This window comes from Streptomyces sp. NBC_00557 (assembly GCF_036345995.1).
In the GTDB taxonomy this organism is placed as follows: Bacteria; Actinomycetota; Actinomycetes; order Streptomycetales; family Streptomycetaceae; genus Streptomyces.
Genome location: NZ_CP107796.1, coordinates 5,210,279 through 5,230,167 on the forward strand (window position 1 = coordinate 5,210,279; position 19,889 = coordinate 5,230,167).

The window sequence follows — 19,889 nt, forward strand, 5'->3', positions numbered from 1 at the left end:
CGGAGGGATGAAATCCGCATCGCGTGACGTTGGTGCCTTTCGGTAGAGCAGGTCGACAGGAAGGCACCCGCGTGTCACCGCAACGGGGATGGGCAGGACGGCTCGCAGGCTACGCCTGGCGATACCCCAGGGATGTGATCCTGGCGCTCGGCTCCTCCCTCGCGGGTATGGCCGTCATGGCCCTCGTCCCGCTGATCACCAAGGTGATCATCGACGACGTGATCGGGAACCACACCCGCGCCATGGCCCCCTGGGCCGGCGCCCTGATCGGCGCGGCCCTCCTCGTGTACGCGTCCGCCTACGTCCGCCGCTACTACGGCGGGCGGCTCGCCCTCGACGTCCAGCACGACCTGCGGACCGAGATGTACGGCACGATCACCCGCCTGGACGGCCGCCGCCAGGACGAGCTGTCCACGGGTCAGGTCGTCGGCCGGGCCACCAGCGACCTGCAGCTGATCCAGGGCCTGCTCTTCATGCTCCCGATGACCATCGGGAACGTCCTGCTCTTCCTGATCTCCCTGGGGATCATGGCCTGGCTGTCGCTGCCGCTGACCCTGATCGCGCTCGCCGTCGCCCCGGCCCTGTACGCCATCGCCAAGCGCAGCCGCAGGAAGCTGCACCCCGCCACCTGGTACGCCCAGGCCCAGGCCGCCGCCGTCGCCGGCGTGGTCGACGGCGCGGTGAGCGGCGTACGCGTGGTCAAGGGCTTCGGGCAGGAGGAGCAGGAGACCGGCAAGCTCAGGGAGGCCGGCCGCAGGCTGTTCGCCGCGCGGCTGCGCACGATCCGCCTGAACAGCACGTACACCCCCGCCCTGCAGGCCGTCCCCGCCCTCGGCCAGGTCGCCATGCTGGCCCTCGGCGGCTGGCTGGCCGTGCGCGGGCACATCACGCTCGGCACCTTCGTCGCCTTCTCCAGCTACCTCGCCCAGCTGGTCGGCCCGGTCCGCATGCTCGCGGTGGTCCTCACGGTCGGCCAGCAGGCCCGGGCCGGCACCGAGCGGGTCCTGGAGCTGATCGACACCGAGCCGACGATGAAGGACGGCGCCAAGGAGCTGCCCGCCGACGCGCCGGCCAGCGTCGAGTTCGACGACGTGTCCTTCGGGTACGACCACGAGCGTCCCGTGCTGGACGGGCTGAGCTTCGAGATCCGCCCGGGGGAGACCCTCGCCGTCGTCGGATCCTCCGGCTCAGGAAAGTCCACCCTCTCCCTGCTGCTGCCGCGCTTCTACGACGTCACCCACGGCGCGGTCCTGGTCGGCGGGCACGACGTGCGCGAGCTGACCCTGGACAGCCTGCGGGCCGCGATCGGGCTCGTGCCCGAGGACTCCTTCCTCTTCTCCGACACCGTGCGCAACAACATCGCCTACGGCCGTCCCGGCGCGACCCGGGAGGAGGTGGAGCGGGCCGCCCGCGCCGCCCAGGCGGACCGGTTCATCGCCGAGCTGCCCGAGGGCTACGACACCAAGGTCGGCGAGCACGGCCTGACCCTGTCCGGCGGCCAGCGCCAGCGCATCGCGCTCGCCCGCGCCCTGCTGACCGACCCGCGGCTCCTCGTCCTGGACGACGCCACCTCCGCCGTCGACGCCCGCGTGGAGCACGAGATCCACGAGGCGCTCAGGCACGTCATGCAGGGCCGTACGACCCTGCTCATCGCACACCGCCGCTCCACCCTCAACCTCGCCGACCGCATCGCCGTCCTCGACGGCGGCCGGCTCGCCGACCTCGGCACCCACGAGGAACTCCAGGAGCGGTGCGCGCTCTACCGCCGGCTGCTGACCGACCCGGACGAGCTGGGCGGGGTCTCCCCGGGCCACGCCGAGCCCGCCGTACCGAGCGAGGACACGTCGGTCCGCGAGGAGCTGGACGCCGAGTTCGACGCCGAGCGGGGGGTCACCCCCAGCCTGTGGACCGGCGACCGCACCCCCAGGGACCACGCGCTCGGCGGCACTCCCGCCACCCCGGAACTCCTCGCCCAGGTGGAGGCGCTGCCGCCGGCCACCGACACCCCCGGCATCGACGAGGCCCGCGCGGTGCTGCCGGAGGACTCCTACGGTCTGCGCCGCCTGCTGCGCGGCTTCGGCCTGCCCCTGCTGGTCAGCCTGCTGCTGGTCGCCGTGGACGCCGGCGCCGGGCTGCTGCTGCCGGTGCTGATCCGGCACGGCATCGACGCCGGCGTGACGAAGACGGCGCTCGGCGCGGTGTGGGCGGCCTCCCTGCTCGGCCTGCTGACCGTGCTCGTGCAGTGGGCCGCGCAGATCGGCGAGACCCGGATGACCGGCCGCACCGGCGAGCGGGTGCTGTACGCGCTGCGGCTGAAGATCTTCGCCCAGCTGCAGCGGCTCGGGCTCGACTACTACGAGCGCGAGCTGACCGGCCGGATCATGACGCGGATGACGACGGACGTCGACGCCCTGTCCACCTTCCTGCAGACGGGCCTGGTCACGGCGTTCGTCTCGGTCGTCACCTTCTTCGGCATCATGGGCGTCCTGCTGGTGATCGACCTCCAGCTCGCGCTCGTGGTCTTCGCCACGCTGCCGCCGCTGATCGTCGCGACCTTCTTCTTCCGCCGGGCGAGCGTGAAGGCGTACGAACTCGCCCGCGAGCGGGTGTCGGTGGTCAACGCCGATCTGCAGGAGTCGGTGGCCGGGCTGCGGATCGTGCAGGCCTTCCGGCGCGAGCGGGACGGCGGGCGGCGGTTCGCCGAGCGCAGCGACAGCTACCGGCGCGCCCGCATCCGGGGCCAGTGGCTGATCTCCGTCTACTTCCCGTTCGTGCAGCTGCTGTCGTCCGTCGCCTCGGCGTGCGTGCTGATCGCAGGCGCGGGCCGGGTGGAGGCGGCGACCCTGACGACCGGCGCCCTGGTCGCCTACCTGCTCTACATCGACCTGTTCTTCGCGCCGGTCCAGCAGCTGTCCCAGGTCTTCGACGGCTACCAGCAGGCCACGGTCTCCCTGGGCCGCATCCAGGAGCTGCTGCGCGAGCCGACGTCCACGAAGTCGGCGGACGAGCCCCGCGAAGTCCTCTCCCTGCGCGGCGAGATCGCCTTCGAGGGCGTGCACTTCGCCTATGGCGCCGACGAGGAGGCGCTGACCGGCATCGACCTGACGATCCCGGCCGGGCAGACGGTGGCCTTCGTCGGCGAGACGGGCGCCGGCAAGTCGACCCTGGTCAAGCTGGTGGCGCGGTTCTACGACCCGACCGCCGGGCGGGTCACGGTCGACGGCGCCGACCTGCGCGCCCTGGACCTGACCTCGTACCGGCACCGCCTCGGCGTGGTCCCGCAGGAGGCGTACCTGTTCCCCGGCACGGTCCGCGACGCCATCGCCTACGGCCGTCCCGACGCCACCGACGCCGAGGTGGAGGCGGCGGCACGGGCGGTCGGCGCGCACGAGATGATCGCCACGCTGGAGGGCGGCTATCTGCACGAGGTCGCCGAGCGCGGCCGCAACCTCTCGGCGGGCCAGCGCCAGCTGATCGCGCTCGCCCGCGCCGAGCTGGTCGACCCCGACATCCTGCTCCTCGACGAGGCCACGGCCGCCCTCGACCTGGCCACGGAGGCCCAGGTCAACCAGGCCACGGACCGCCTGGCGGGCCGCCGTACGACCCTGGTCGTGGCGCACCGGCTGACCACGGCGGCCCGCGCGGACCGGGTGGTGGTGATGGACCACGGGCGGGTCGCGGAGGACGGCACCCACGCCGAACTCCTCGCCCGCGACGGCCGGTACGCCGAGCTGTGGCGCACCTTCGTCGGCCGCCCCGAGCCGGAGGAGCCGGTCACCGCCTCCCGCTGACCCCTGTCTCTGACGGCCGCGCAACCATCCGACATACGTCGTGCGTCCGTACAGCAGTACGGATATCGGAGGTGCAGGGCCACGGTGAGGGGGAGAACCGCAGTGGACAGCAGTGGAGGGATACGACGGCGGCTGGCACTCGGCGCGGCCGTGCTGGCCGTGACCGGGACGCTCGGCCTCGTGACGGCCGGTGCCGCACAGGCGGCCCCGGCGGCCGGCTGCTCCGGACACGAGGTGCGGGCCCTGCCGTTCAGTACCGGGGTCACCCACGTCTACAAGCGCGACGGCTACGTGTGCGCCGTCACCGTCGCCCGGAACCCGGGCTCCGCCCGGCCGATGTCGGTCAGCGTCCAGGCCCGCGGCAGCCGCCCGGTCGTCGACACGGGCTGGTACCGCCACCACGCGGGTCCGGTCACCGTCCACGCCGGCCACCGCTGCGTCTGGATCAAGGGCTCGGTGGGCCGGCCGGGCATCAGCACGGGATGGATCCTGTGCTGACGCCCCGGCAGAGCTGAGGAAACGTCAATTCGCTTCCGGCGCCCGCACGGACGCACGGCCACGCCCATGCCCCGGGAACCGGGCGGGCGGCCCGTTCGTCCAAGGGGCAGGTTGCCGGACGAGTCTTCCGTGCCGTGGTGTCGGCCGCTCGCGACTGGCCGCGAATGCCGACCCACCCTCTTCGCCGCGGCACGGCCGGCCACCCGCCGTCACCGGCGCGCCCCCCTCCCATGCGCCGGTGACGGCCCCTTTCCCGGTTACCGTGCGCTCCCTTGACGGAAAGAAACTTCCCGGATATTGGTGACTCCTCGGAAGTTTCCTTCAGCGGTTCCCCTCCGGAAGGAGCGCACGTGCACGACGCCAGCACGGGAAGCGACAGCAGCACGGGAAACACCGCACGACCCTCCAGACGCGCCGTCCTCGCCGCGACCGCGGGCCTCACCGCGGCACTGGCCGTACCGACGGCCGCCCACGCCGCCACGCCCGGCGAGGACCACCGGCTGCGCGCCCTGATCTCCCGGATGACGCTCGAGGAGAAGGTCGGCCAGCTCTTCGTGATGCGGGTCTACGGCGCCTCCGCCACCGACCCCGACCAGGCCGACATCGACGCCAACCTCAAGGAGATCGGCGTCCGCACGGCCGCCGAGCTGATCGCCAAGTACCGCGTCGGCGGCATCATCTACTTCGCCTGGGCCCACAACACCCATGACCCGCGCCAGATCGCCGGCCTCTCCGACGGCATCCAGCGGGCCTCCCTCGCCCAGCCGCGCGGCCTGCCGGTGCTCATCGCCACCGACCAGGAGCACGGCGCGGTCTGCCGGGTCGGCAAGCCCGCCACCCTCTTCCCCGGCGCCATGGCGATCGGCGCCGGAGGCTCCCGCGCCGACGCGCACACCCTCGGCCGCGTCTCCGGCACCGAGCTGCGCGCGATGGGCATCAACCAGGACTACTCCCCGGACTCCGACGTCAACGTCAACCCGGCCAACCCGGTCATCGGCGTACGGTCGTTCGGCGCCGACCCCGACGCGGTCGCCGCGCTGGTCGCCGCCGAGGTGAAGGGCTATCAGGCCGCCCGGGTCGCGGCCACCGCCAAGCACTTCCCCGGCCACGGCGACACCGCCACCGACAGCCACACCGGCCTGCCGGTCATCACCCACAGCCGCGAGCTGTGGGAGAAGCTGGACGCCGTGCCCTTCCGGGCCGCGATCGCCGCCGGCATCGACTCCGTCATGACCGCGCACATCCAGTTCCCGGCCCTGGACGACTCCGGCGACCCGGCCACCCTCTCCCACCCGATCCTCACCGGCATCCTGCGCGGCGAACTCGGCTACGACGGAGTGGTCATCACCGACTCCCTCGGCATGGAGGGCGTCCGCGTCAAGTACGGCGACGACCGGGTGCCGGTGCTCGCCCTGAAGGCCGGCGTCGACCAGCTCCTCAACCCGCCCTCCCTCGACGTGGCCTACAACGCCGTGCTGAAGGCCGTCCAGAACGGCGAGCTGACCGAGTCCCGCCTCGACGAATCGATCCTGCGCATCCTGCGCCTGAAGGCCCGGCTCGGCCTCTTCGACGACCCGCGGGCCGGCCGGACCGACCTCGGCCGGGTCGGCACCCCGGCCCACCTGGCGACCGCCGACCGGATCGCCGCGCGCACCACGACCCTGCTGGTCAACGAGGACCACACCCTCCCCTTCTCCCCGAGCGCCCAGCCCCGCGTCCTGGTCGTCGGCGCCGACCCGGCCTCCCCCTCCGCCACCGACGGCCCGCCCACCGCCGTCCTGGCCGCCGCCCTCACCGAGCTGGGCTTCACCGCCACCGCCCTGTCCACCGGGACCGCGCCCTCCGCCGCGGCCATCGCCAAGGCGGTCGCCGCAGCGCAGAACGCGGACGCGGTGGTGGTGGCCACCTACAACGTGACGGCGGGCAGCGCGCAGACCGCGCTGGTGCGGCGCCTGCTGGCCACCGGCAGGCCCGTCGCGGCCCTCGCCGTGCGCAACCCCTACGACGTGGCCCAGTACCCCGCCGTCAAGGCCTGCCTGGCCTCCTACGGCTGGACCGACGTCGAGGTGCGCGCCGCCGCCCGGGTGATCGCCGGAGACGTGCCCCCGCGCGGCACACTGCCTGTGCCGGTGCAGCGGGCCGACGACCCCACGCAGGTGCTGTACCCGATCGGGTACGGGCTGACGTACTAGCCGTACGCCACACACCGGGCGCAATCCCCCCAACGGGCGGAAACCCTCCCTCATGTCTGGCGTGGCCGCACCACCGGGGGCCACGCTGGACCGGGGGTGTCAGGGGGGATGGCCATGCGTGGGAAAGGCGCCGCGAAAGCCGCGTGCCTGGCATGCCTGGCCTTCCTGCTGCCGGCCGCGCTGCTGACCGGCTGCCGCGGCCCGGCGGGCGCCCCCGTCGGCGACGCCCGCCCCACCCAGGCCACGGCCGGCGGCTACGGCGCCGAGTTCCTCGCGGTCGGCGAGTGCAGCTCCTTCGGCACGACCAGCTTCACCGAGGTGCCCTGCGCGAGCGAGCGGGCGGCGGCCAGGGTCGTCGCCCGGTACGACGGCGCGGTCACCGACGGACCGCTGTGCCCGGCCACCACCGACTTCGTGCTGCACATCAGCGCCCAGGCCGCGGCGGGCGACGAGGACGGCGACGGGGCGATCCCGCAGGGGTACGCCTGCATGCGCGACCTCGAGCCCCCGCACCCCGGCGACCCCGGCGGCGGAGGCGGCCCCCGCACCATCCCCGGCGACTGCGTGTACTCATCCGGCAAGGGCCAGGTCCGCGAGACCCCCTGCGACGGCTCCGGCCGGCACCGCCCGCAGTACCGGATCACCAGGGCGACGGCGGCACGGGAGGACTGCCCGGCGTCGACGGCCCTGTACGTCCAGCTCGGCGGGAACAGGCCGGTGGGGTGCGCCCGCCGGCTGTAGGCCCGGCCGCCGCCAGGGCGCGGATCGGCCGCTCGCCGTCGAGTGGGCCGCGGCGCAGGCGCGTCGGGGCGACGGGGCCGGAGGAGACCGTCGACGGCATGACGACGCGCTCGTACCGGAGGGGTGCCGGGACGGCGGCACGCCGCTCATGACGCGTCAGGCGGAGGGGAGCCGGCGGCCGGGACGGCGTGCCGGTCCCGGGCTCACCCCATGACCCCGTCCGGCGCTCCGGGGGCGGCCCCTTCGGCCGCCCCCGGCGCCCGCCCCCGCAGTTCGGGTGTCGTCGCGGTCACCGCCCCCACGGCCAGCAGGCACATCAGCCCTCCGCTGATCAGCGCGACCGCGCCGGAGGACCAGCCGGCGACCAGGCCGCCGCGCACGTTGCCGAGGCTGGGGCCCGCCTGGCCGACGATCTGCTCGGCCGCGGTGACCCGGCCGAGCAGCGCGTCCGGGGTGCGGGTCTGCACGATCGTGGACCGGCAGACCACCGAGATGGCGTCCCCGGCGCCCGCGACGGCGAGCAGGGCGAGACCCGCCCAGGGGTCGGTGGTCAGCCCGAACAGGACCAGCGCGGCGCCCCAGACGGCCGCCGCGCCCAGCATGACCGGACCCGGCCGGCCGAGCCGTGTCACGGCGCCCGACAGCGCGGTGGCCGTGACGCCGCCCACGGCCAGCGCCGACAGGAACAGCCCGAGCGTGTCCGGGTCGTCGCCGAACCGCTCGGCGTTGACCAGCGGGAACAGGCTGACCGGGAAGGACAGCACGGTCGCCGCCAGGTCGGTGATCAGCGCGCCCCGCACCACCCGGTGCCCGGCCAGGAACCGCAGCCCGTCCAGCACCCCGTGCACCCCCGCACGCGACGGCTCGCCCCGCGGGGGCAGCGCGGGCAGCCCGAAGGCGCCGTAGAAGGCGACGCCGAAGCTGAGGGCGTCCAGCAGATAGCAGGCGCCGATGCCCAGCCGGCCCAGCAGCACGCCGGCCAGCGCGGGGCCGAGCAGCATCATCGCCTGACCGGTGATCTGGTTCAGCGCCAGCCCGGCGGCCACCTGCTCCTTCGGCAGCAGACGCGGCACGAAGACCCCGGCCGCCGGGGCGCCGAGCGCACCGAACGCCGACTGCGCGGCGACCAGCGCGAGCACGGCCACCACCGGGACGTGGCCGGTGAACCCCTGCACGGCCAGCAGCGCGGAACAGGCCGCCTGGCCCACGGTGGCCGTCAGGAAGATCCGCCGCCGGTCCGCGCGGTCCACCCAGGCCCCCGCGAACAGCCCGAACCCCACCAGCGGCAACGCCTGCGCGAGCCCCACCGCACCGGTCCACGCCGTGCTGCGGGTCATGTCCCACACCTGGTACATGACCGTCACTATCGTCATGAACCCGCCCAGCACGGACACGGTCCGCCCGATCAGCAGCCGCCGGAAGACGGGTGAGGCGCGCAGGGGGCGTACGTCGATGAAGGGCTGGATCACCGGGGGAGGCTAACCGGCCCCCCGCACCCCGGCCACCGAATTAGCGCCCCGTAAGGGGCGCGGGGCTGTGTTCGACATGCGGCTCCGCCGCGCGGGCTCGAGAAACCACGGCGCACCCGCACCCGGCGACGGCCCGGCGGCCCCGAGCCCTCAGCCGCACGTCGACCACCCCTACGCTGCCTCGCCCAGCAGGCGCAGCACATGCTCCCGTCCCGCCCCGAGCAGACCCTCCAGCGGCGCCGCCGACTCGTACCACCGCTTCTCGTACTCCCAGCACAGCCACCCGTCCCAGCCGCGCCGGCACAGCACGTCCACGCACTCGGTGAGCGGAAGCACCCCGGAGCCCAGCGGCAGCGGGGTCGTGTCCTGCGCTGACGCGATGTCCTTGACCTGCACGTACCCCAGGTGCGGGGCGAGTGCGGCGTAGGTGTCGGCCGGCTGTTCACCGCCCAGCCAGGTGTGCATGACGTCCCACAGCGCGCCCACCTGCCGGTGCCCGACCGGGCCCAGCACCCGGATCAGGTCCGCTCCCGTGCGATGCGAGTCGTGCGTCTCCAGCAGGATCCGCACGCCCAGCGCGGCGGCGTCCTCCGCGGCGGTGCCGAGCCGCCGGGCGGCGACGGCGTCGGACTCCTCACGGGGCAGGCCGGGGTCGGCGCCGGGGAAGACCCTGACGTACGGCGCGCCCAGGTCGTGGGCGAGCTGCAGAAGGTCCCGGACCTCCGCCAGTACGGGGGCGTCGTCGCCCGGCGCGGCGACGCGTGCGTACCCGGCCAGCCCCAGCACCTCGACGCCGGTCTCCTTGAACAGGGCCGCGGTCTCGGCGCGTTCGGCGGGGGAGAGGCCGGGGTGGACCGGCTCCTCCGGGTGGGCGCGCAGTTCGACGCCGTGGTAGCCGTGCGCGGTCGCGAGCGCCAGGACCTCAGGGACGGGCAGGCCGGGGACACCGAGAGTGGAGAACGCCAGCTTCATGTTCCGGACCCTACTCGTCACCGGCCCGATCCGGGCAGATCCGCGCAGATCGGGTCACGGTCCGACCCAAGTGCTCACCCGTCCCTCACCCACCGGGCACGGACCCGTCCCGGGTCCGCCGTCCCGCGATCCGCTGGGCCCGGCCCTCACTCATCCGCCCCCTGCAGTGGCAGCCGCCAGTCCTGCCCCACCAGGTCCTTGCCGAAGGAGTGGTGGGGTTTCTCGGACACGAGGGTGAAGCCGTGCCGCTGGTAGATGCGGCGGGCGCCGGCGAGCACGTCGTTGGTCCACAGCACCAGGTCCCGGTATCCGGCCCCGCGCGCGAAGTCGATCACGGCCCGCACCAGGCGGTCGCCGACGCCGTGCCCGCGTGCCTCCGGTTCGACGAGCAGCAGCCGCAGCCGCGCGGTGCCGGGCGCGCCGTCCCGTACGCACATCACACAGCCCACCGGCCGCCGGTCCTGCTCGGCGATCCACACCCGCTCCAGACGCGGGTCGTGGTCCTCCGCGAAGCCGGCGACGATCCGGGCCACCAGCGCCTCGTAATCGGCGTTCCAGCCGTACTCGGCCGCGTACAGCGCGGCGTTGCGCTGCACGATCCAGCCGAGGTCGCCGGGGCCCGGACCGCGCAGCACGACCTCGCCGGACCGGGTCCGCCCGGCGGTGCGCGCCGCGCCGAGGACGTCCTGGATGGTCCGCATGGCCTCCGCCAGCCGCGGCCGGTCGGCGGGGGCCACCGTGTCGAGCAGGGCCCCGACGGTCTCCCGGGCCCGCTCGTCGAGCAGTGCGGCGGTCTCCCGCCCGCGCGCGGTGAGCCGTACCCGCCGCCGGCGCGGATCGCTCTGCGAGGGCCCGCGCTCGATCAGCCCGGCGTCCTCGAACCTGTTCAGGATCCGGCTGAGATACCCGGCGTCCAGGTCGAGCCCGGTGCGCAGCTCGGCCGCGTCCAGGTGCGGCGCCTGGGCGAGTTCGTACAGGACACGGGTTTCGGTGAGGGTGTACGGCGCGTACAGGTGGCGGCCGTAGTCGAGGGCGCCGATGACGCCCGTGTAGAAGCGGTTGAAGGCGCGGACGTCCTGGACGGTCATGATCGCCCCCGGATGCTTGACTGAGTCAGAGATACCGACCCTCGGAGAGTAGGTCCGTCGCGCGCCCGCGTCCATGCCGAGCGCACGCCGCGGCGAATCCGCCTGCCCGGCAAGGGGATTGGGGCCGGACCGGGGTCCCGTTTTTACCTGTTCTTTATCTGCGGGCCGGGCCCTCCTTTTGACTCCGCCGCGATCCGCACGTAAGTTGAGAGTGAAAAGTCACGTATGTCCGATTTGGATGGACGTGACAGACCGCCGCCGGAACGCGCACTGCGGGCGGCGGAGGCGCGCGGAGCGACGCGCAGGCTCTGCCGCGCAACCGCGGAGGCCCCGTCGAGGCCCCCGGACCATCCAACACACCCTCGGAGAGGGGATCGTCATGCGCGCTCACACGTCTCGTATCAAGAAGGCCGCCATCGCCGTCTGCTCGGCGCCGATCCTCGCCATCGCCGCAGGAGCCGGAGCAGCCCAGGCCGCCACGACCACCGCAGCCCCCGACCACGTCGTCACGTCGTCCCCCAACCACGGCGGCGGCTGGGGCTGGGGCTGGGGCGACGGCGGCTGGGGCTGGGGCTGGGGTCACGGCGGCGGCTGGGGCTGGGGCCACGGCGGCGGCTGGGGCTGGGGCTGGGGCTGGGGCGACGGCGGCTGGGGCTGGGGCGGCGGCTGGGGCTGGGACTGACAGCCCTGCAGTGATCGACCCCACCTGACAAACGAAAGGCGGATCCGGGTGCCCGGCCCCACGGGCACCCGGATCCCTGCGACTGCACCCTGAGGCGGTGACCGGATGAGGATCGTGTGTGTGGGCGGAGGCCCGGCCGGGCTGTACTTCTCGATTTCCGCGAAGCTGCGGGACGCGGGCCACGAGATCGTCGTGATCGAACGCGACCCGCCCGAGGCGACGTACGGCTGGGGCGTCGTGTACTGGAACGACCTGCTCGACATCCTGCACCGCAACGACCCCGAGAGCGCGCGGGCGGTGAGCGCCCATTCCGTGCTCTGGCAGGACCAGGAGATCCGCGTGCACGGCAGCCGGCACGACGGCACCGCGTACTTCGGCGGCTACGGCTACAGCCTGGGCCGCGCCGCCCTGCTGGACATCCTGACCCGCCGCGCCCGGTCCCTCGGCGTCGACGTCCGGCACGAGACGCTCGCCGACCCCGCCGACCTGCCGGACGCCGACCTGATCGTGGCCTGCGACGGCGCGGGCAGCCGGATCCGGCAGAGCCGCGCCGAGCACTTCGGCACCAGGATCGAGACCGGCCGCAACCCCTACATCTGGCTCGGCACGGACCGGCAGTTCGACAGCTTCGTGTTCGACTTCGAGGAGACCCCGGCCGGCTGGATCTGGTTCCACGCCTATCCGTCGTTCCAAGGGATCAGCACCTGCATCGTGGAGTGCTCGCCCCAGACCTGGCACGGCCTCGGCCTCGACACGCTCGACTCCGAGGACGCCGTCCCGCTGCTGGAGAAGATCTTCCACCGGGCGCTCGACGGCCACTCCCTGATCAGCCGGTCACGCGGCGAGCCGGCGAAGTGGCAGCGGTTCCAGCACATCAGCAACCGCACCTGGGTCGACGGCAACGTCGTCCTGGCCGGGGACGCCGCGCACACCACGCACTTCACGCTCGGCTCCGGCACCCGGCTCGCGATGATCGACGCGATGGTGCTGGCCCACGCCCTCGCGGAGTTCCCCGACCCTCAGGTGGCCCTGCGGGAGTACGACCAGCACCGGCGCGCCGAACTCCACGGCACCCAGGCCGGAGCGCGCTCCAGCATGGCCTGGTTCGAGCGGCTGGACGACTACCTGGACCGCGACCCGGTGTCCTTCGCCTACGCCATGTCGGTACGCCAGGGCCATCAGAGCCCCTGGCGCTACCAGGTCCACCTCGCCACCCAGATCCCCGCCGTACGCCGGGCCCGCCGCGCCTACGACACCGGCAAACGCTGGTACCGCGACCGCAGGAGAGGCGAGGCACCGCTGCCCCTGCTGGGACGGTCACTGCCGGGCCGGAAATGAACGACGGGCGTGGCGGGTCTCGCGACCGAGGGCAGCCTCTCGGCCGACGTGAACCGAACGATCGAGGGCAGCCTCTCGGCCGACGGTGAACGGGTGGGCGGGTGGCCCGCCACGGCGCCTCAGTCCCGCGGCACCCCCGAAGACCCCCGGACCATCAGCTCCCCCCGGATCACGGCGACAGCGCCCGGCGGCTCCTCCCGCCCCATCGCGATCCGCCCCGCCCGCGCTCCCGCCTCCGCCAGCGGCAGCCGCACGGTCGTCAGCGACGGCACCGCGTCCACGCTGAACGGCAGATCGTCGAACCCGGCGACCGACACGTCCTCGGGAATCCGCCGCCCCGACTCCCGCAGCGCCGCACACGCCCCGAGCGCGACGGAGTCGTTCGCGGCGACGACGGCCGTCAGGGAGGGGTCCCGGCGCAGAAGCTCCAGCGTCGCCTCGTGCCCGGACTGGCGGTCGTACCGCCCGTGCACCGTCCAGCGCGGATCCTCCTCGACCCCCGCCGCCGCCAGCGCCTCCCGGTGCCCCTCCAGCCGGTGCCGGGTGGTCGTGCGCTCCTCCGGGCCCGCGATGTAGCCGAGCCGGCGGTGGCCGAGGCCGAGCAGATGCTCGGTGAGCAGGCGCGCCCCGCCCCGGTTGTCGAAGGTCAGCGTGACCGCCCCGGTGTCGGCCGCCGGCGGCCGCCCGCACAGCACCACCCGCGTCCCGGCGTCCGTCAGCTTGCGCAGCTTCGCCGCGACCGCCGCCGCGTGCGGCGCGTCCTCCACGGCCCCGCCGGTCAGCACCACGGCCGCCGCCCGCTGCCGCTGCAGCAGGGTCAGGTACGTCAGTTCCCGCTCGGGGGACCCGCCGGTGTTGCAGACCACCGCCAGCCGCTCGCCGCCCGCCCGGCCGCCGCCGACGCCGCCGATCTCGGCCTGGATCGCGCTCGCCATGATCCCGAAGAACGGGTCGGCGATGTCGTTGACGAGAATGCCGACCAGGTCGGAGGTGGCCGCCGCGAGCGCGCTCGCCGGGCCGTTGAGGACGTAGTCCAGCTCGTCCACCGCCCGCAGCACCCGCTCGCGCGTGGAGGCGGCCACCGGGTAGTTGCCGTTCAGCACGCGCGACACCGTCGCGGGTGAGACCTGGGCGCGGGCCGCCACATCCGCCAGGGTCACCGTCATCTCGTCGTCCTCCGGTCGCGCATCGTGTCGTACGCCCTCGTAGACAGCCGGGTCCTGCTGCTGGTTCCGAGAATCCGTCGAGCAGACCTTAAGGCCAAGGCCCCCGGTTGTTCGCCCCCTCGAACAACTCGAAGCGGACACGGTCTTGTACGGACCACCGCGCAGGGGCTAGCTTCTCCTCGATAGAAAGCGCTTGCTGCATCGGGGCGCGCAGTGGCACGGCAGCTGCACAGAGGGGACTCACGTGACACGCAAGACGGTGCGTATCGCCATGAACGGCGTCACCGGGCGCATGGGCTACCGCCAGCACCTCGTCCGGTCGATCCTCGCCCTGCGCGAGCAGGGAGGCCTCGACCTCGGCGACGGCACCGTGCTGTGGCCGGAACCGGTCCTGGTCGGCCGCCGCGAGCACGCGCTCAGGCAGATCGCCGAACGGCACGGCCTGGAACACGTCTCGACCGACCTCGACGCGGTCCTCGCGGACGACAGTGTCGGCATCTACTTCGACTCCCAGGTCACCTCCGCCCGCGAGGAGTCGATCAGGAAGGCGATCGCCGCCGGAAAGCACGTCTACACCGAGAAGCCGACCGCGACCGGCCTGGCCGGCGCCCTTGAACTCGCCCGCCTCGCCCACGCCAGGGGCGTCAGGCACGGCGTGGTCCAGGACAAGATCTTCCTGCCGGGCCTGCTGAAGCTGAAGCGGCTCGTCGACGGCGGCTTCTTCGGCCGGATCCTGTCCGTGCGGGGCGAGTTCGGCTACTGGGTGTTCGAGGGGGACTGGCAGGAGGCCCAGCGCCCCTCCTGGAACTACCGCGCCGAGGACGGCGGCGGCATCGTCGTCGACATGTTCCCGCACTGGGAATACGTCCTGCACGAGCTGTTCGGCCGCGTCACGTCCGTCCAGGCCCTCGCCACCACCCACATCCCGCAGCGCTGGGACGAACAGGGCAAGCCCTACGACGCCACCGCCGACGACGCCGCGTACGGCATCTTCGAACTGGAGGGCGGCGCCATCGCCCAGATCAACTCCTCCTGGGCGGTGCGCGTGCACCGCGACGAACTGGTCGAGTTCCAGGTCGACGGCACCGAGGGCTCGGCGGTGGCCGGCCTGCGCAACTGCCGCGTCCAGCACCGCTCGGCGACCCCCAGACCGGTCTGGAACCCGGACGTCCCCGCCACCGAGGCCTTCCGCGACCAGTGGCAGGAGGTCCCGGACAACGGGGAGTTCGGCAACGGCTTCAAGGCCCAGTGGGAGCTGTTCCTCAAGCACGTCCACACGGACGCCCCGTACCACTGGGACCTGCTGGCCGGCGCCCGTGGCGTCCAGCTCGCCGAGCTGGGCCTGAAGTCCTCCGCCGAGGGCCGCCGCATCGACGTGCCGGAGATCGCGCTGTGACCGTCCGACTCCCCGCGGCCGACGGCTCGTTGCGCGCCTACGAGCCCCGCACCGACCCCCTGGCCGTGTCCCCCGGCGCCCCCTTCACCTCCCGCACGGTCTTCTCCGCGGCCCACGTCGTCGCCGACCCGTACGCCGACACGACCCCGGACTCGCCCGCCGCCGTCGACTGGGACGCCACCCTCGCCTTCCGCCGCCACCTGTGGTCCCACGGGCTCGGTGTCGCCGAGGCGATGGACACCGCCCAGCGCGGCATGGGCCTGGACTGGGCGGGCGCCGCCGAGCTGATCCGCCGCAGCGCGGCGGAGGCGAAGGCGGTGGGCGGCAGGATCGCCTGCGGGGTCGGCACCGACCAGATCACCAGCGGCAGCCTGGCGGAGATCCGCGCCGCCTACGAGGAACAGCTCGCGATCGTGGAGGAGGCGGGCGCCCAGCCGATCCTGATGGCGTCGCGCGCCCTGGCCGCCGCCGCCCGGGGCCCCGAGGACTACCTGGACGTCTACGGCCATCTGCTGCGCCAGTCCGCCGAACCGGTGATCCTGCACTGGCTGGGCCCCATGTTCGACCCGGCGCTGGAGGGCTACTGGGGCTCGTCCGGCCTGGACGCGGCCACGGAGACGTTCCTCGAGGTCGTCGCCGCGCACCCGGACAAGGTCGACGGCATCAAGGTGTCCCTGCTGGACGCCGGACGCGAGGTCGCCCTGCGCCGCCGGCTGCCCCGGGGCGTGCGCTGCTACACCGGCGACGACTTCCACTACCCCGAGCTCATCGCCGGCGACGAACAGGGCTTCAGCCACGCCCTGCTGGGCGTCTTCGACCCGCTGGGCCCGCTGGCCGCCGAGGCCGTACGGGTCCTGGACACCGGCGACACGGCCGGCTTCCGGCGCCTGCTGGACCCCACGGTCGGGCTGTCCCGCCATCTCTTCCAGCCACCGACCCGCTTCTACAAGACCGGCGTGGTCCTCCTCGCCTGGCTCGCCGGCCACCAGTCGCACTTCACGATGGTCGGCGGACTGCAGTCGGCCCGCTCCCTGCCGCACCTGGCCCGCGCCTACGAACTCGCCGACGCCCTCGGCCTGTTCCCGGACCCGAAGCTGGCGGAGGAACGGATGAAGACCCTGCTCGCCCTGTACGGAGTCGCCCAGTGACCGGTCTCGAACGCTTCTCGATCAACCAGATGACGGTGAAACAGCTGTCGTTGCCCGAACTCGCCGACGCGTGCGCGGAACTGGGCATCGGCCGGGTGGGCCTGTGGCGTGAGCCGGTGCAGTCGTACGGCGTCGAGGCGACGGCCGGACTCGTCCGCGAGGCGGGCCTGACGGTGACGACCCTGTGCCGGGGCGGCTTCCTCACGGCGATCGACCCGCGGGAGCGGGCGGCCGCCCTGGCCGACAACCGCCGCGCCATCGAGGAGGCGGCCACCCTCGGCACCGACACCCTGGTCCTGGTCTCCGGCGGCCTCCCGCCCGGCAGCAAGGACCTCGGGGCGGCCCGGGAACGCATCGCCGACGCCCTGGCCGAACTCGCGCCCTGTGCCGAGCAGCATGCGATCCGCCTGGCCATCGAGCCCCTGCACCCCATGTACGCCGCCGACCGCTGCGTGGTCTCCACGCTGGCCCAGGCCCTGGACCTGGCCGAGCGCTTCCCCGCGCACCAGGTCGGGGTCACCGTGGACACCTACCACATCTGGTGGGACGACCAGGCGCCGGCGCAGATCGCCCGCGCGGGCGCGGCCGGCCGCATCCACGCCTTCCAGCTCGCCGACTGGACCACGCCGCTGCCCGAGGGCGTCCTCAACGGCCGCGGCCAGCTCGGCGACGGCGCGATCGACATGCGCGCGTGGCGGGACCTCGTGGACGCGGCCGGCTACACGGGCCCGATCGAGGTCGAACTCTTCAACGAGGCGCTGTGGGCCCGGGACGGCAGGGAGGTGCTGGCGGAGACGGCGGAGCGTTTCCACAGGGTCTTGTCTTCTTGACCGCCGCTCAGCACAGCACCTGCGGTGCTGCTCTCAGGCGTCGCCGATCCGCCCGTCCTTGACGGCGCTCACGAACGACGTCCAGCCGGCGGCCGAGAAGATCAGGGCGGGTTTGGCGGTGTCCTTGCTGTCGCGGACGGGGACGACGGCGTGGCCGCAGGCGACTTCGAGACACTCGCCCTGGTCGCCACCGCTGTAGCTGGACTTGTACCAACCGGTGCGTGCTGACGAGTCGTTGGCGGTGTGCTCACTGCTGGACATGTACGTGTTCCTCCGCTGCCGCCCTGACGAGGGCGAGTGACTCCTGGTGCGACAACGCGTCGCTCAGGGCCAGAGCGTAAGCGGTCTGGCAGGTACTCACCAGGGCCGGATCATCCATCAGGTTGCCGGTCAGAAAACCCTCGACGTACGCGACCGGAGCGGAGTCCTGGAAGCTCATGAGGGTGAGCAGGCTCTGCATGAGCGCGTGTGCTCCTACGCCGTACGGCAGGACGTGCAGACGTAGTCGCCCTGTCTCGGCCATGTCCCCGATCCTGCGCAGTTGTTCCGCCATGGCCTGTGGCCCGCCGACACGTCGGCGGAGAACAGCCTCGTCGAGCAACGTCCAGGCGACAGGATGCGAGGGTCCGTCGAGGATGCGACGGCGTTTTGTTCGGATGACGACGAACTCGTCAAGTTCCTCGGCGGTGTAGTTCGGCCGGTAGGCGCAGAAGAGGGCCCGCGCGTAGTCATCGGTCTGCAGGATGCCGGGAACCAGTGACAGTGCGAACTGCTGGATCAACGTGGCCTGTTGCTCGAGCTCGGCGACGGCGGCGAAATGGTCGGTGTACTTCGACTCCAGATCCTCCAACCACCGCTCGAAGAACCCGTCCGTCTTGAGCGCCTGGTCGATCCGCCGCGCGTCATCGGGCTTGGGCAGCCTCCTGCCCGACTCGTAGTGACTGATCAGTGTGGGTGAGCACACGATCACTTCGCCCAGCTGTTCCTGGGTGAGTCCGCCGGCGATCCGCCGCAGCCTCAGCTCCTCCCCGTACTTCTCGCGCGGCGTCCTCGGCCTGCGGTCAACGCTCATCCCGCCAACTCCCGTTCCTGACAAAGGCGCTGTCAAGTCCCCGCCCCTGGCAGGGTAGCCACCCGCGACCTCACTCTGTGAGCGATTCGCCACAGAACGCAGTCACCACTGGTGAGAAAGCAGGTCGGCATGACACCTCTCCTGGCCCGGCTGGCCGAGCCGCTGCTCCGGCTCCTCCTGCCCGCCCGAGGGCGACGGCGCCGTAGGCCGGTCGTACCGCTCCCGTGCGCGTATGTGCACCCGTACTCGTGCCCGTACGTCGGTCGCCCGGTCTCCTACCACCGCAGGGACGAGGCCCCTCTGCGCGGCGAGGACAGCCCGCTCGTCCGCCCCTACCTCGACCAGGTGGAGACCTGCGCATGAACGACCGCCTGCTCCCCTGGACCGGCCCGGAAGGCAAGCCCTGCTATCTCTTCGGCGATGGCGCGGGCTACGTCTCACGGCTCGCGGACCAGATCGAGAGCGTGCAACTCGGCATGGCGGACGGTCTGCTGGATCACGCGGACGAACTCCTCGCCGAGCGGCGACTGACCGGCGAAGAACTGCGCTATCTCGCCCGTCGGCTGAGCGAATCCCTGCGGGACGTCAAGCGTGTCGCCGAGAGCAGGGGCGCACGGCTCGCGCGGCGACCACCGCCGCCGGGGTGACCGAGTCGCTCGCGGCGTCACTTAGTGGTCGCGATGGAATGAGAACGCGCGCTTTGCGGGGCGGTCCGCACAGCAGCGGCCCCGGCGGCGCCCCACGAGGAAGGGCGTCGCCGGGGCTGCCATAAGGGTGAGGCGGCGTGGGTCAGGTGACGGGGATGACGTGGGCGTGGGCGAAGTGTGTGCCGACAGCGGGTGTACAGCGGGGCCGCGCGAGTGAACTGATGGGTCCGTTATCGATAGATGGCCTCGGCGAGGCCACAACCCCGAGTCCCGGCTGGCCGACTGGTTCGGTCACGCCCAGGACCAGCCCTGGTTGGTCGATCCGTCGCAGCGGAATTGAGCGGCCTGAGCCCCGGTGGCGGTGCTGGCTCCGGAAATGCCCAGGCACAGGCCACTCTTGCGGTTCTTGAGTGCGAAGTGGTTCCCGTCGTAGACGCTCCAGTCCACGATCCAGTCCTGGTTCAGGTCGCTGGAGCCGTTCGCGATGATGGCTGTGGCGCCGGAGGCGGTGCTGGCACCATCGATGCCGAGGTTCTTCCCGGCGCCGAAGTTCTCGAATGTGTAGTAATCGCTGAAGAGGTAGGTCTCCCACGTCTGCAGCGTGGTGTCGCTGTTGTAGGGCTGCTGGGTGACCTTGGCGCCGTTCGTGGTGCTCGCGGCCTGCAAATACTTTCCGGACTTGAGGTTTTTGATCCGCGAAGCCTCGACGGCCGGGAGCCTGGTCGGCTTCGGGTCGTTGGTCTGCGGCGCCTCTGCATGAGCGAGCGCAGGACTGGCTAACGCCAGCAGCGCTCCCGCGATCGTCGCCGCAACTGCCGTTCTGCTACGTGTTGTGCGCATGGCACGTTCTCCCTGTGTC

Annotated in this window: 18 protein-coding genes; 11 read left to right on the forward strand and 7 right to left on the reverse strand. The window is 72.7% G+C overall.

Going from position 1 to position 19,889, the window contains the following annotated elements; all coding sequences use genetic code 11:
- Positions 1 to 71 precede the first annotated feature (71 nt).
- The 4 genes from OG956_RS22765 to OG956_RS22780 all read left to right on the forward strand — a co-directional run bounded on the left by OG956_RS22765 (position 72) and on the right by OG956_RS22780 (position 7,222).
- The gene (locus OG956_RS22765) at positions 72 to 3,791 is read left to right on the forward strand and encodes an ABC transporter ATP-binding protein (RefSeq protein WP_330339835.1); all 3,720 of its coding nucleotides are present in this window, start codon (positions 72 to 74) and stop codon (positions 3,789 to 3,791) included.
- A 102-nt stretch (positions 3,792 to 3,893) separates the two neighbouring features.
- Positions 3,894 to 4,289: a hypothetical protein gene (locus OG956_RS22770; RefSeq protein ID WP_330339836.1), complete on the forward strand. Its 396-nt coding sequence runs from the start codon at positions 3,894 to 3,896 to the stop codon at positions 4,287 to 4,289.
- Between the two features lie 350 nt (positions 4,290 to 4,639).
- The gene (locus tag OG956_RS22775; protein ID WP_330339837.1) at positions 4,640 to 6,481 is read left to right on the forward strand and encodes a glycoside hydrolase family 3 protein; all 1,842 of its coding nucleotides are present in this window, start codon (positions 4,640 to 4,642) and stop codon (positions 6,479 to 6,481) included.
- Positions 6,482 to 6,595: 114 nt separating this feature from the next.
- Entirely contained in the window at positions 6,596 to 7,222 is a 627-nt protein-coding gene (locus OG956_RS22780; RefSeq protein WP_330339838.1) for a hypothetical protein, read from the forward strand.
- Between the two features lie 203 nt (positions 7,223 to 7,425).
- Here OG956_RS22780 and OG956_RS22785 read toward each other — a convergent pair whose 3' ends face one another.
- The 3 genes from OG956_RS22785 to OG956_RS22795 all read right to left on the reverse strand — a co-directional run bounded on the left by OG956_RS22785 (position 7,426) and on the right by OG956_RS22795 (position 10,751).
- Positions 7,426 to 8,691 (reverse strand): MFS transporter, encoded by a 1,266-nt coding sequence (locus tag OG956_RS22785; protein WP_330339839.1) that lies wholly within the window; start codon positions 8,689 to 8,691, stop codon positions 7,426 to 7,428.
- 171 nt (positions 8,692 to 8,862) lie between these two features.
- Positions 8,863 to 9,663, reverse strand: a complete 801-nt coding sequence (locus tag OG956_RS22790) for a sugar phosphate isomerase/epimerase family protein (RefSeq protein WP_330339840.1) — start codon at positions 9,661 to 9,663, stop codon at positions 8,863 to 8,865.
- A 146-nt stretch (positions 9,664 to 9,809) separates the two neighbouring features.
- The gene (locus OG956_RS22795; RefSeq protein WP_330339841.1) at positions 9,810 to 10,751 is read right to left on the reverse strand and encodes a bifunctional helix-turn-helix transcriptional regulator/GNAT family N-acetyltransferase; all 942 of its coding nucleotides are present in this window, start codon (positions 10,749 to 10,751) and stop codon (positions 9,810 to 9,812) included.
- Positions 10,752 to 11,130: 379 nt separating this feature from the next.
- Between OG956_RS22795 and OG956_RS22800 the strand changes: the two genes are divergently transcribed.
- Together OG956_RS22800 and OG956_RS22805 are read left to right on the forward strand one after the other, a co-directional pair.
- Entirely contained in the window at positions 11,131 to 11,433 is a 303-nt protein-coding gene (locus OG956_RS22800) for a hypothetical protein (protein WP_330339842.1), read from the forward strand.
- Positions 11,434 to 11,553: 120 nt separating this feature from the next.
- Positions 11,554 to 12,771 carry an FAD-dependent monooxygenase gene (locus OG956_RS22805; RefSeq protein ID WP_330339843.1) on the forward strand — a complete coding sequence of 406 codons (1,218 nt, stop codon included), beginning with the start codon at positions 11,554 to 11,556 and terminating at the stop codon, positions 12,769 to 12,771.
- A 119-nt stretch (positions 12,772 to 12,890) separates the two neighbouring features.
- Here the strand turns inward: OG956_RS22805 and OG956_RS22810 are convergent, their stop codons facing one another.
- Complete coding sequence (locus OG956_RS22810; RefSeq protein WP_330339844.1) at positions 12,891 to 13,937, reverse strand: LacI family DNA-binding transcriptional regulator; 1,047 nt, start codon at positions 13,935 to 13,937, stop codon at positions 12,891 to 12,893.
- 244 nt (positions 13,938 to 14,181) lie between these two features.
- Here OG956_RS22810 and OG956_RS22815 point away from each other — a divergent pair, with 244 nt between their 5' ends.
- Genes OG956_RS22815 through OG956_RS22825 form a run of 3 tightly spaced genes read left to right on the forward strand, consistent with a single transcriptional unit; the run spans position 14,182 to position 17,311 of the window.
- Complete coding sequence (locus OG956_RS22815) at positions 14,182 to 15,333, forward strand: Gfo/Idh/MocA family protein (RefSeq protein ID WP_330339845.1); 1,152 nt, start codon at positions 14,182 to 14,184, stop codon at positions 15,331 to 15,333.
- Complete coding sequence (locus OG956_RS22820; RefSeq protein ID WP_330339846.1) at positions 15,330 to 16,481, forward strand: dihydrodipicolinate synthase family protein; 1,152 nt, start codon at positions 15,330 to 15,332, stop codon at positions 16,479 to 16,481. Before OG956_RS22815 ends, OG956_RS22820 begins: the two co-directional genes overlap by 4 nt.
- Positions 16,478 to 17,311: a sugar phosphate isomerase/epimerase family protein gene (locus tag OG956_RS22825; protein ID WP_330339847.1), complete on the forward strand. Its 834-nt coding sequence runs from the start codon at positions 16,478 to 16,480 to the stop codon at positions 17,309 to 17,311. Before OG956_RS22820 ends, OG956_RS22825 begins: the two co-directional genes overlap by 4 nt.
- Positions 17,312 to 17,344: 33 nt before the next feature.
- Here the strand turns inward: OG956_RS22825 and OG956_RS22830 are convergent, their stop codons facing one another.
- Positions 17,345 to 17,572, reverse strand: coding sequence for a DUF397 domain-containing protein (locus OG956_RS22830; RefSeq protein ID WP_330339848.1), 228 nt, complete (start codon positions 17,570 to 17,572; stop codon positions 17,345 to 17,347).
- Positions 17,559 to 18,383 carry a helix-turn-helix domain-containing protein gene (locus tag OG956_RS22835; RefSeq protein ID WP_330339849.1) on the reverse strand — a complete coding sequence of 275 codons (825 nt, stop codon included), beginning with the start codon at positions 18,381 to 18,383 and terminating at the stop codon, positions 17,559 to 17,561. Before OG956_RS22835 ends, OG956_RS22830 begins: the two co-directional genes overlap by 14 nt.
- Positions 18,384 to 18,512: 129 nt before the next feature.
- Between OG956_RS22835 and OG956_RS22840 the strand changes: the two genes are divergently transcribed.
- Both OG956_RS22840 and OG956_RS22845 read left to right on the forward strand, forming a co-directional pair.
- A complete protein-coding gene (locus OG956_RS22840) occupies positions 18,513 to 18,746 on the forward strand; it encodes a hypothetical protein (RefSeq protein ID WP_330339850.1) in 234 nt (77 codons plus the stop codon).
- Complete coding sequence (locus OG956_RS22845) at positions 18,743 to 19,030, forward strand: hypothetical protein (protein ID WP_330339851.1); 288 nt, start codon at positions 18,743 to 18,745, stop codon at positions 19,028 to 19,030. Before OG956_RS22840 ends, OG956_RS22845 begins: the two co-directional genes overlap by 4 nt.
- Positions 19,031 to 19,321: 291 nt before the next feature.
- Here the strand turns inward: OG956_RS22845 and OG956_RS22850 are convergent, their stop codons facing one another.
- Positions 19,322 to 19,870, reverse strand: a complete 549-nt coding sequence (locus tag OG956_RS22850; protein WP_330339852.1) for an RICIN domain-containing protein — start codon at positions 19,868 to 19,870, stop codon at positions 19,322 to 19,324.
- Between the last annotated feature and the right edge of the window lie 19 nt (positions 19,871 to 19,889).

Bases quoted from the DNA above. Each gene is read 5' to 3' on its own strand.
- OG956_RS22780 (WP_330339838.1), top strand. From the start codon at position 6,596: ATGCGTGGGAAAGGCGCCGCGAAAGCCGCGTGCCTGGCATGCCTGGCC.
- OG956_RS22790 (WP_330339840.1), bottom strand. From the start codon at position 9,663: ATGAAGCTGGCGTTCTCCACTCTCGGTGTCCCCGGCCTGCCCGTCCCT.
- OG956_RS22795 (WP_330339841.1), bottom strand. From the start codon at position 10,751: ATGACCGTCCAGGACGTCCGCGCCTTCAACCGCTTCTACACGGGCGTC.
- OG956_RS22800 (WP_330339842.1), top strand. From the start codon at position 11,131: ATGCGCGCTCACACGTCTCGTATCAAGAAGGCCGCCATCGCCGTCTGC.
- OG956_RS22810 (WP_330339844.1), bottom strand. From the start codon at position 13,937: ATGACGGTGACCCTGGCGGATGTGGCGGCCCGCGCCCAGGTCTCACCC.
- OG956_RS22830 (WP_330339848.1), bottom strand. From the start codon at position 17,572: ATGTCCAGCAGTGAGCACACCGCCAACGACTCGTCAGCACGCACCGGT.
- OG956_RS22835 (WP_330339849.1), bottom strand. From the start codon at position 18,383: ATGAGCGTTGACCGCAGGCCGAGGACGCCGCGCGAGAAGTACGGGGAG.
- OG956_RS22840 (WP_330339850.1), top strand. From the start codon at position 18,513: ATGACACCTCTCCTGGCCCGGCTGGCCGAGCCGCTGCTCCGGCTCCTC.
- OG956_RS22845 (WP_330339851.1), top strand. From the start codon at position 18,743: ATGAACGACCGCCTGCTCCCCTGGACCGGCCCGGAAGGCAAGCCCTGC.
- OG956_RS22850 (WP_330339852.1), bottom strand. From the start codon at position 19,870: ATGCGCACAACACGTAGCAGAACGGCAGTTGCGGCGACGATCGCGGGA.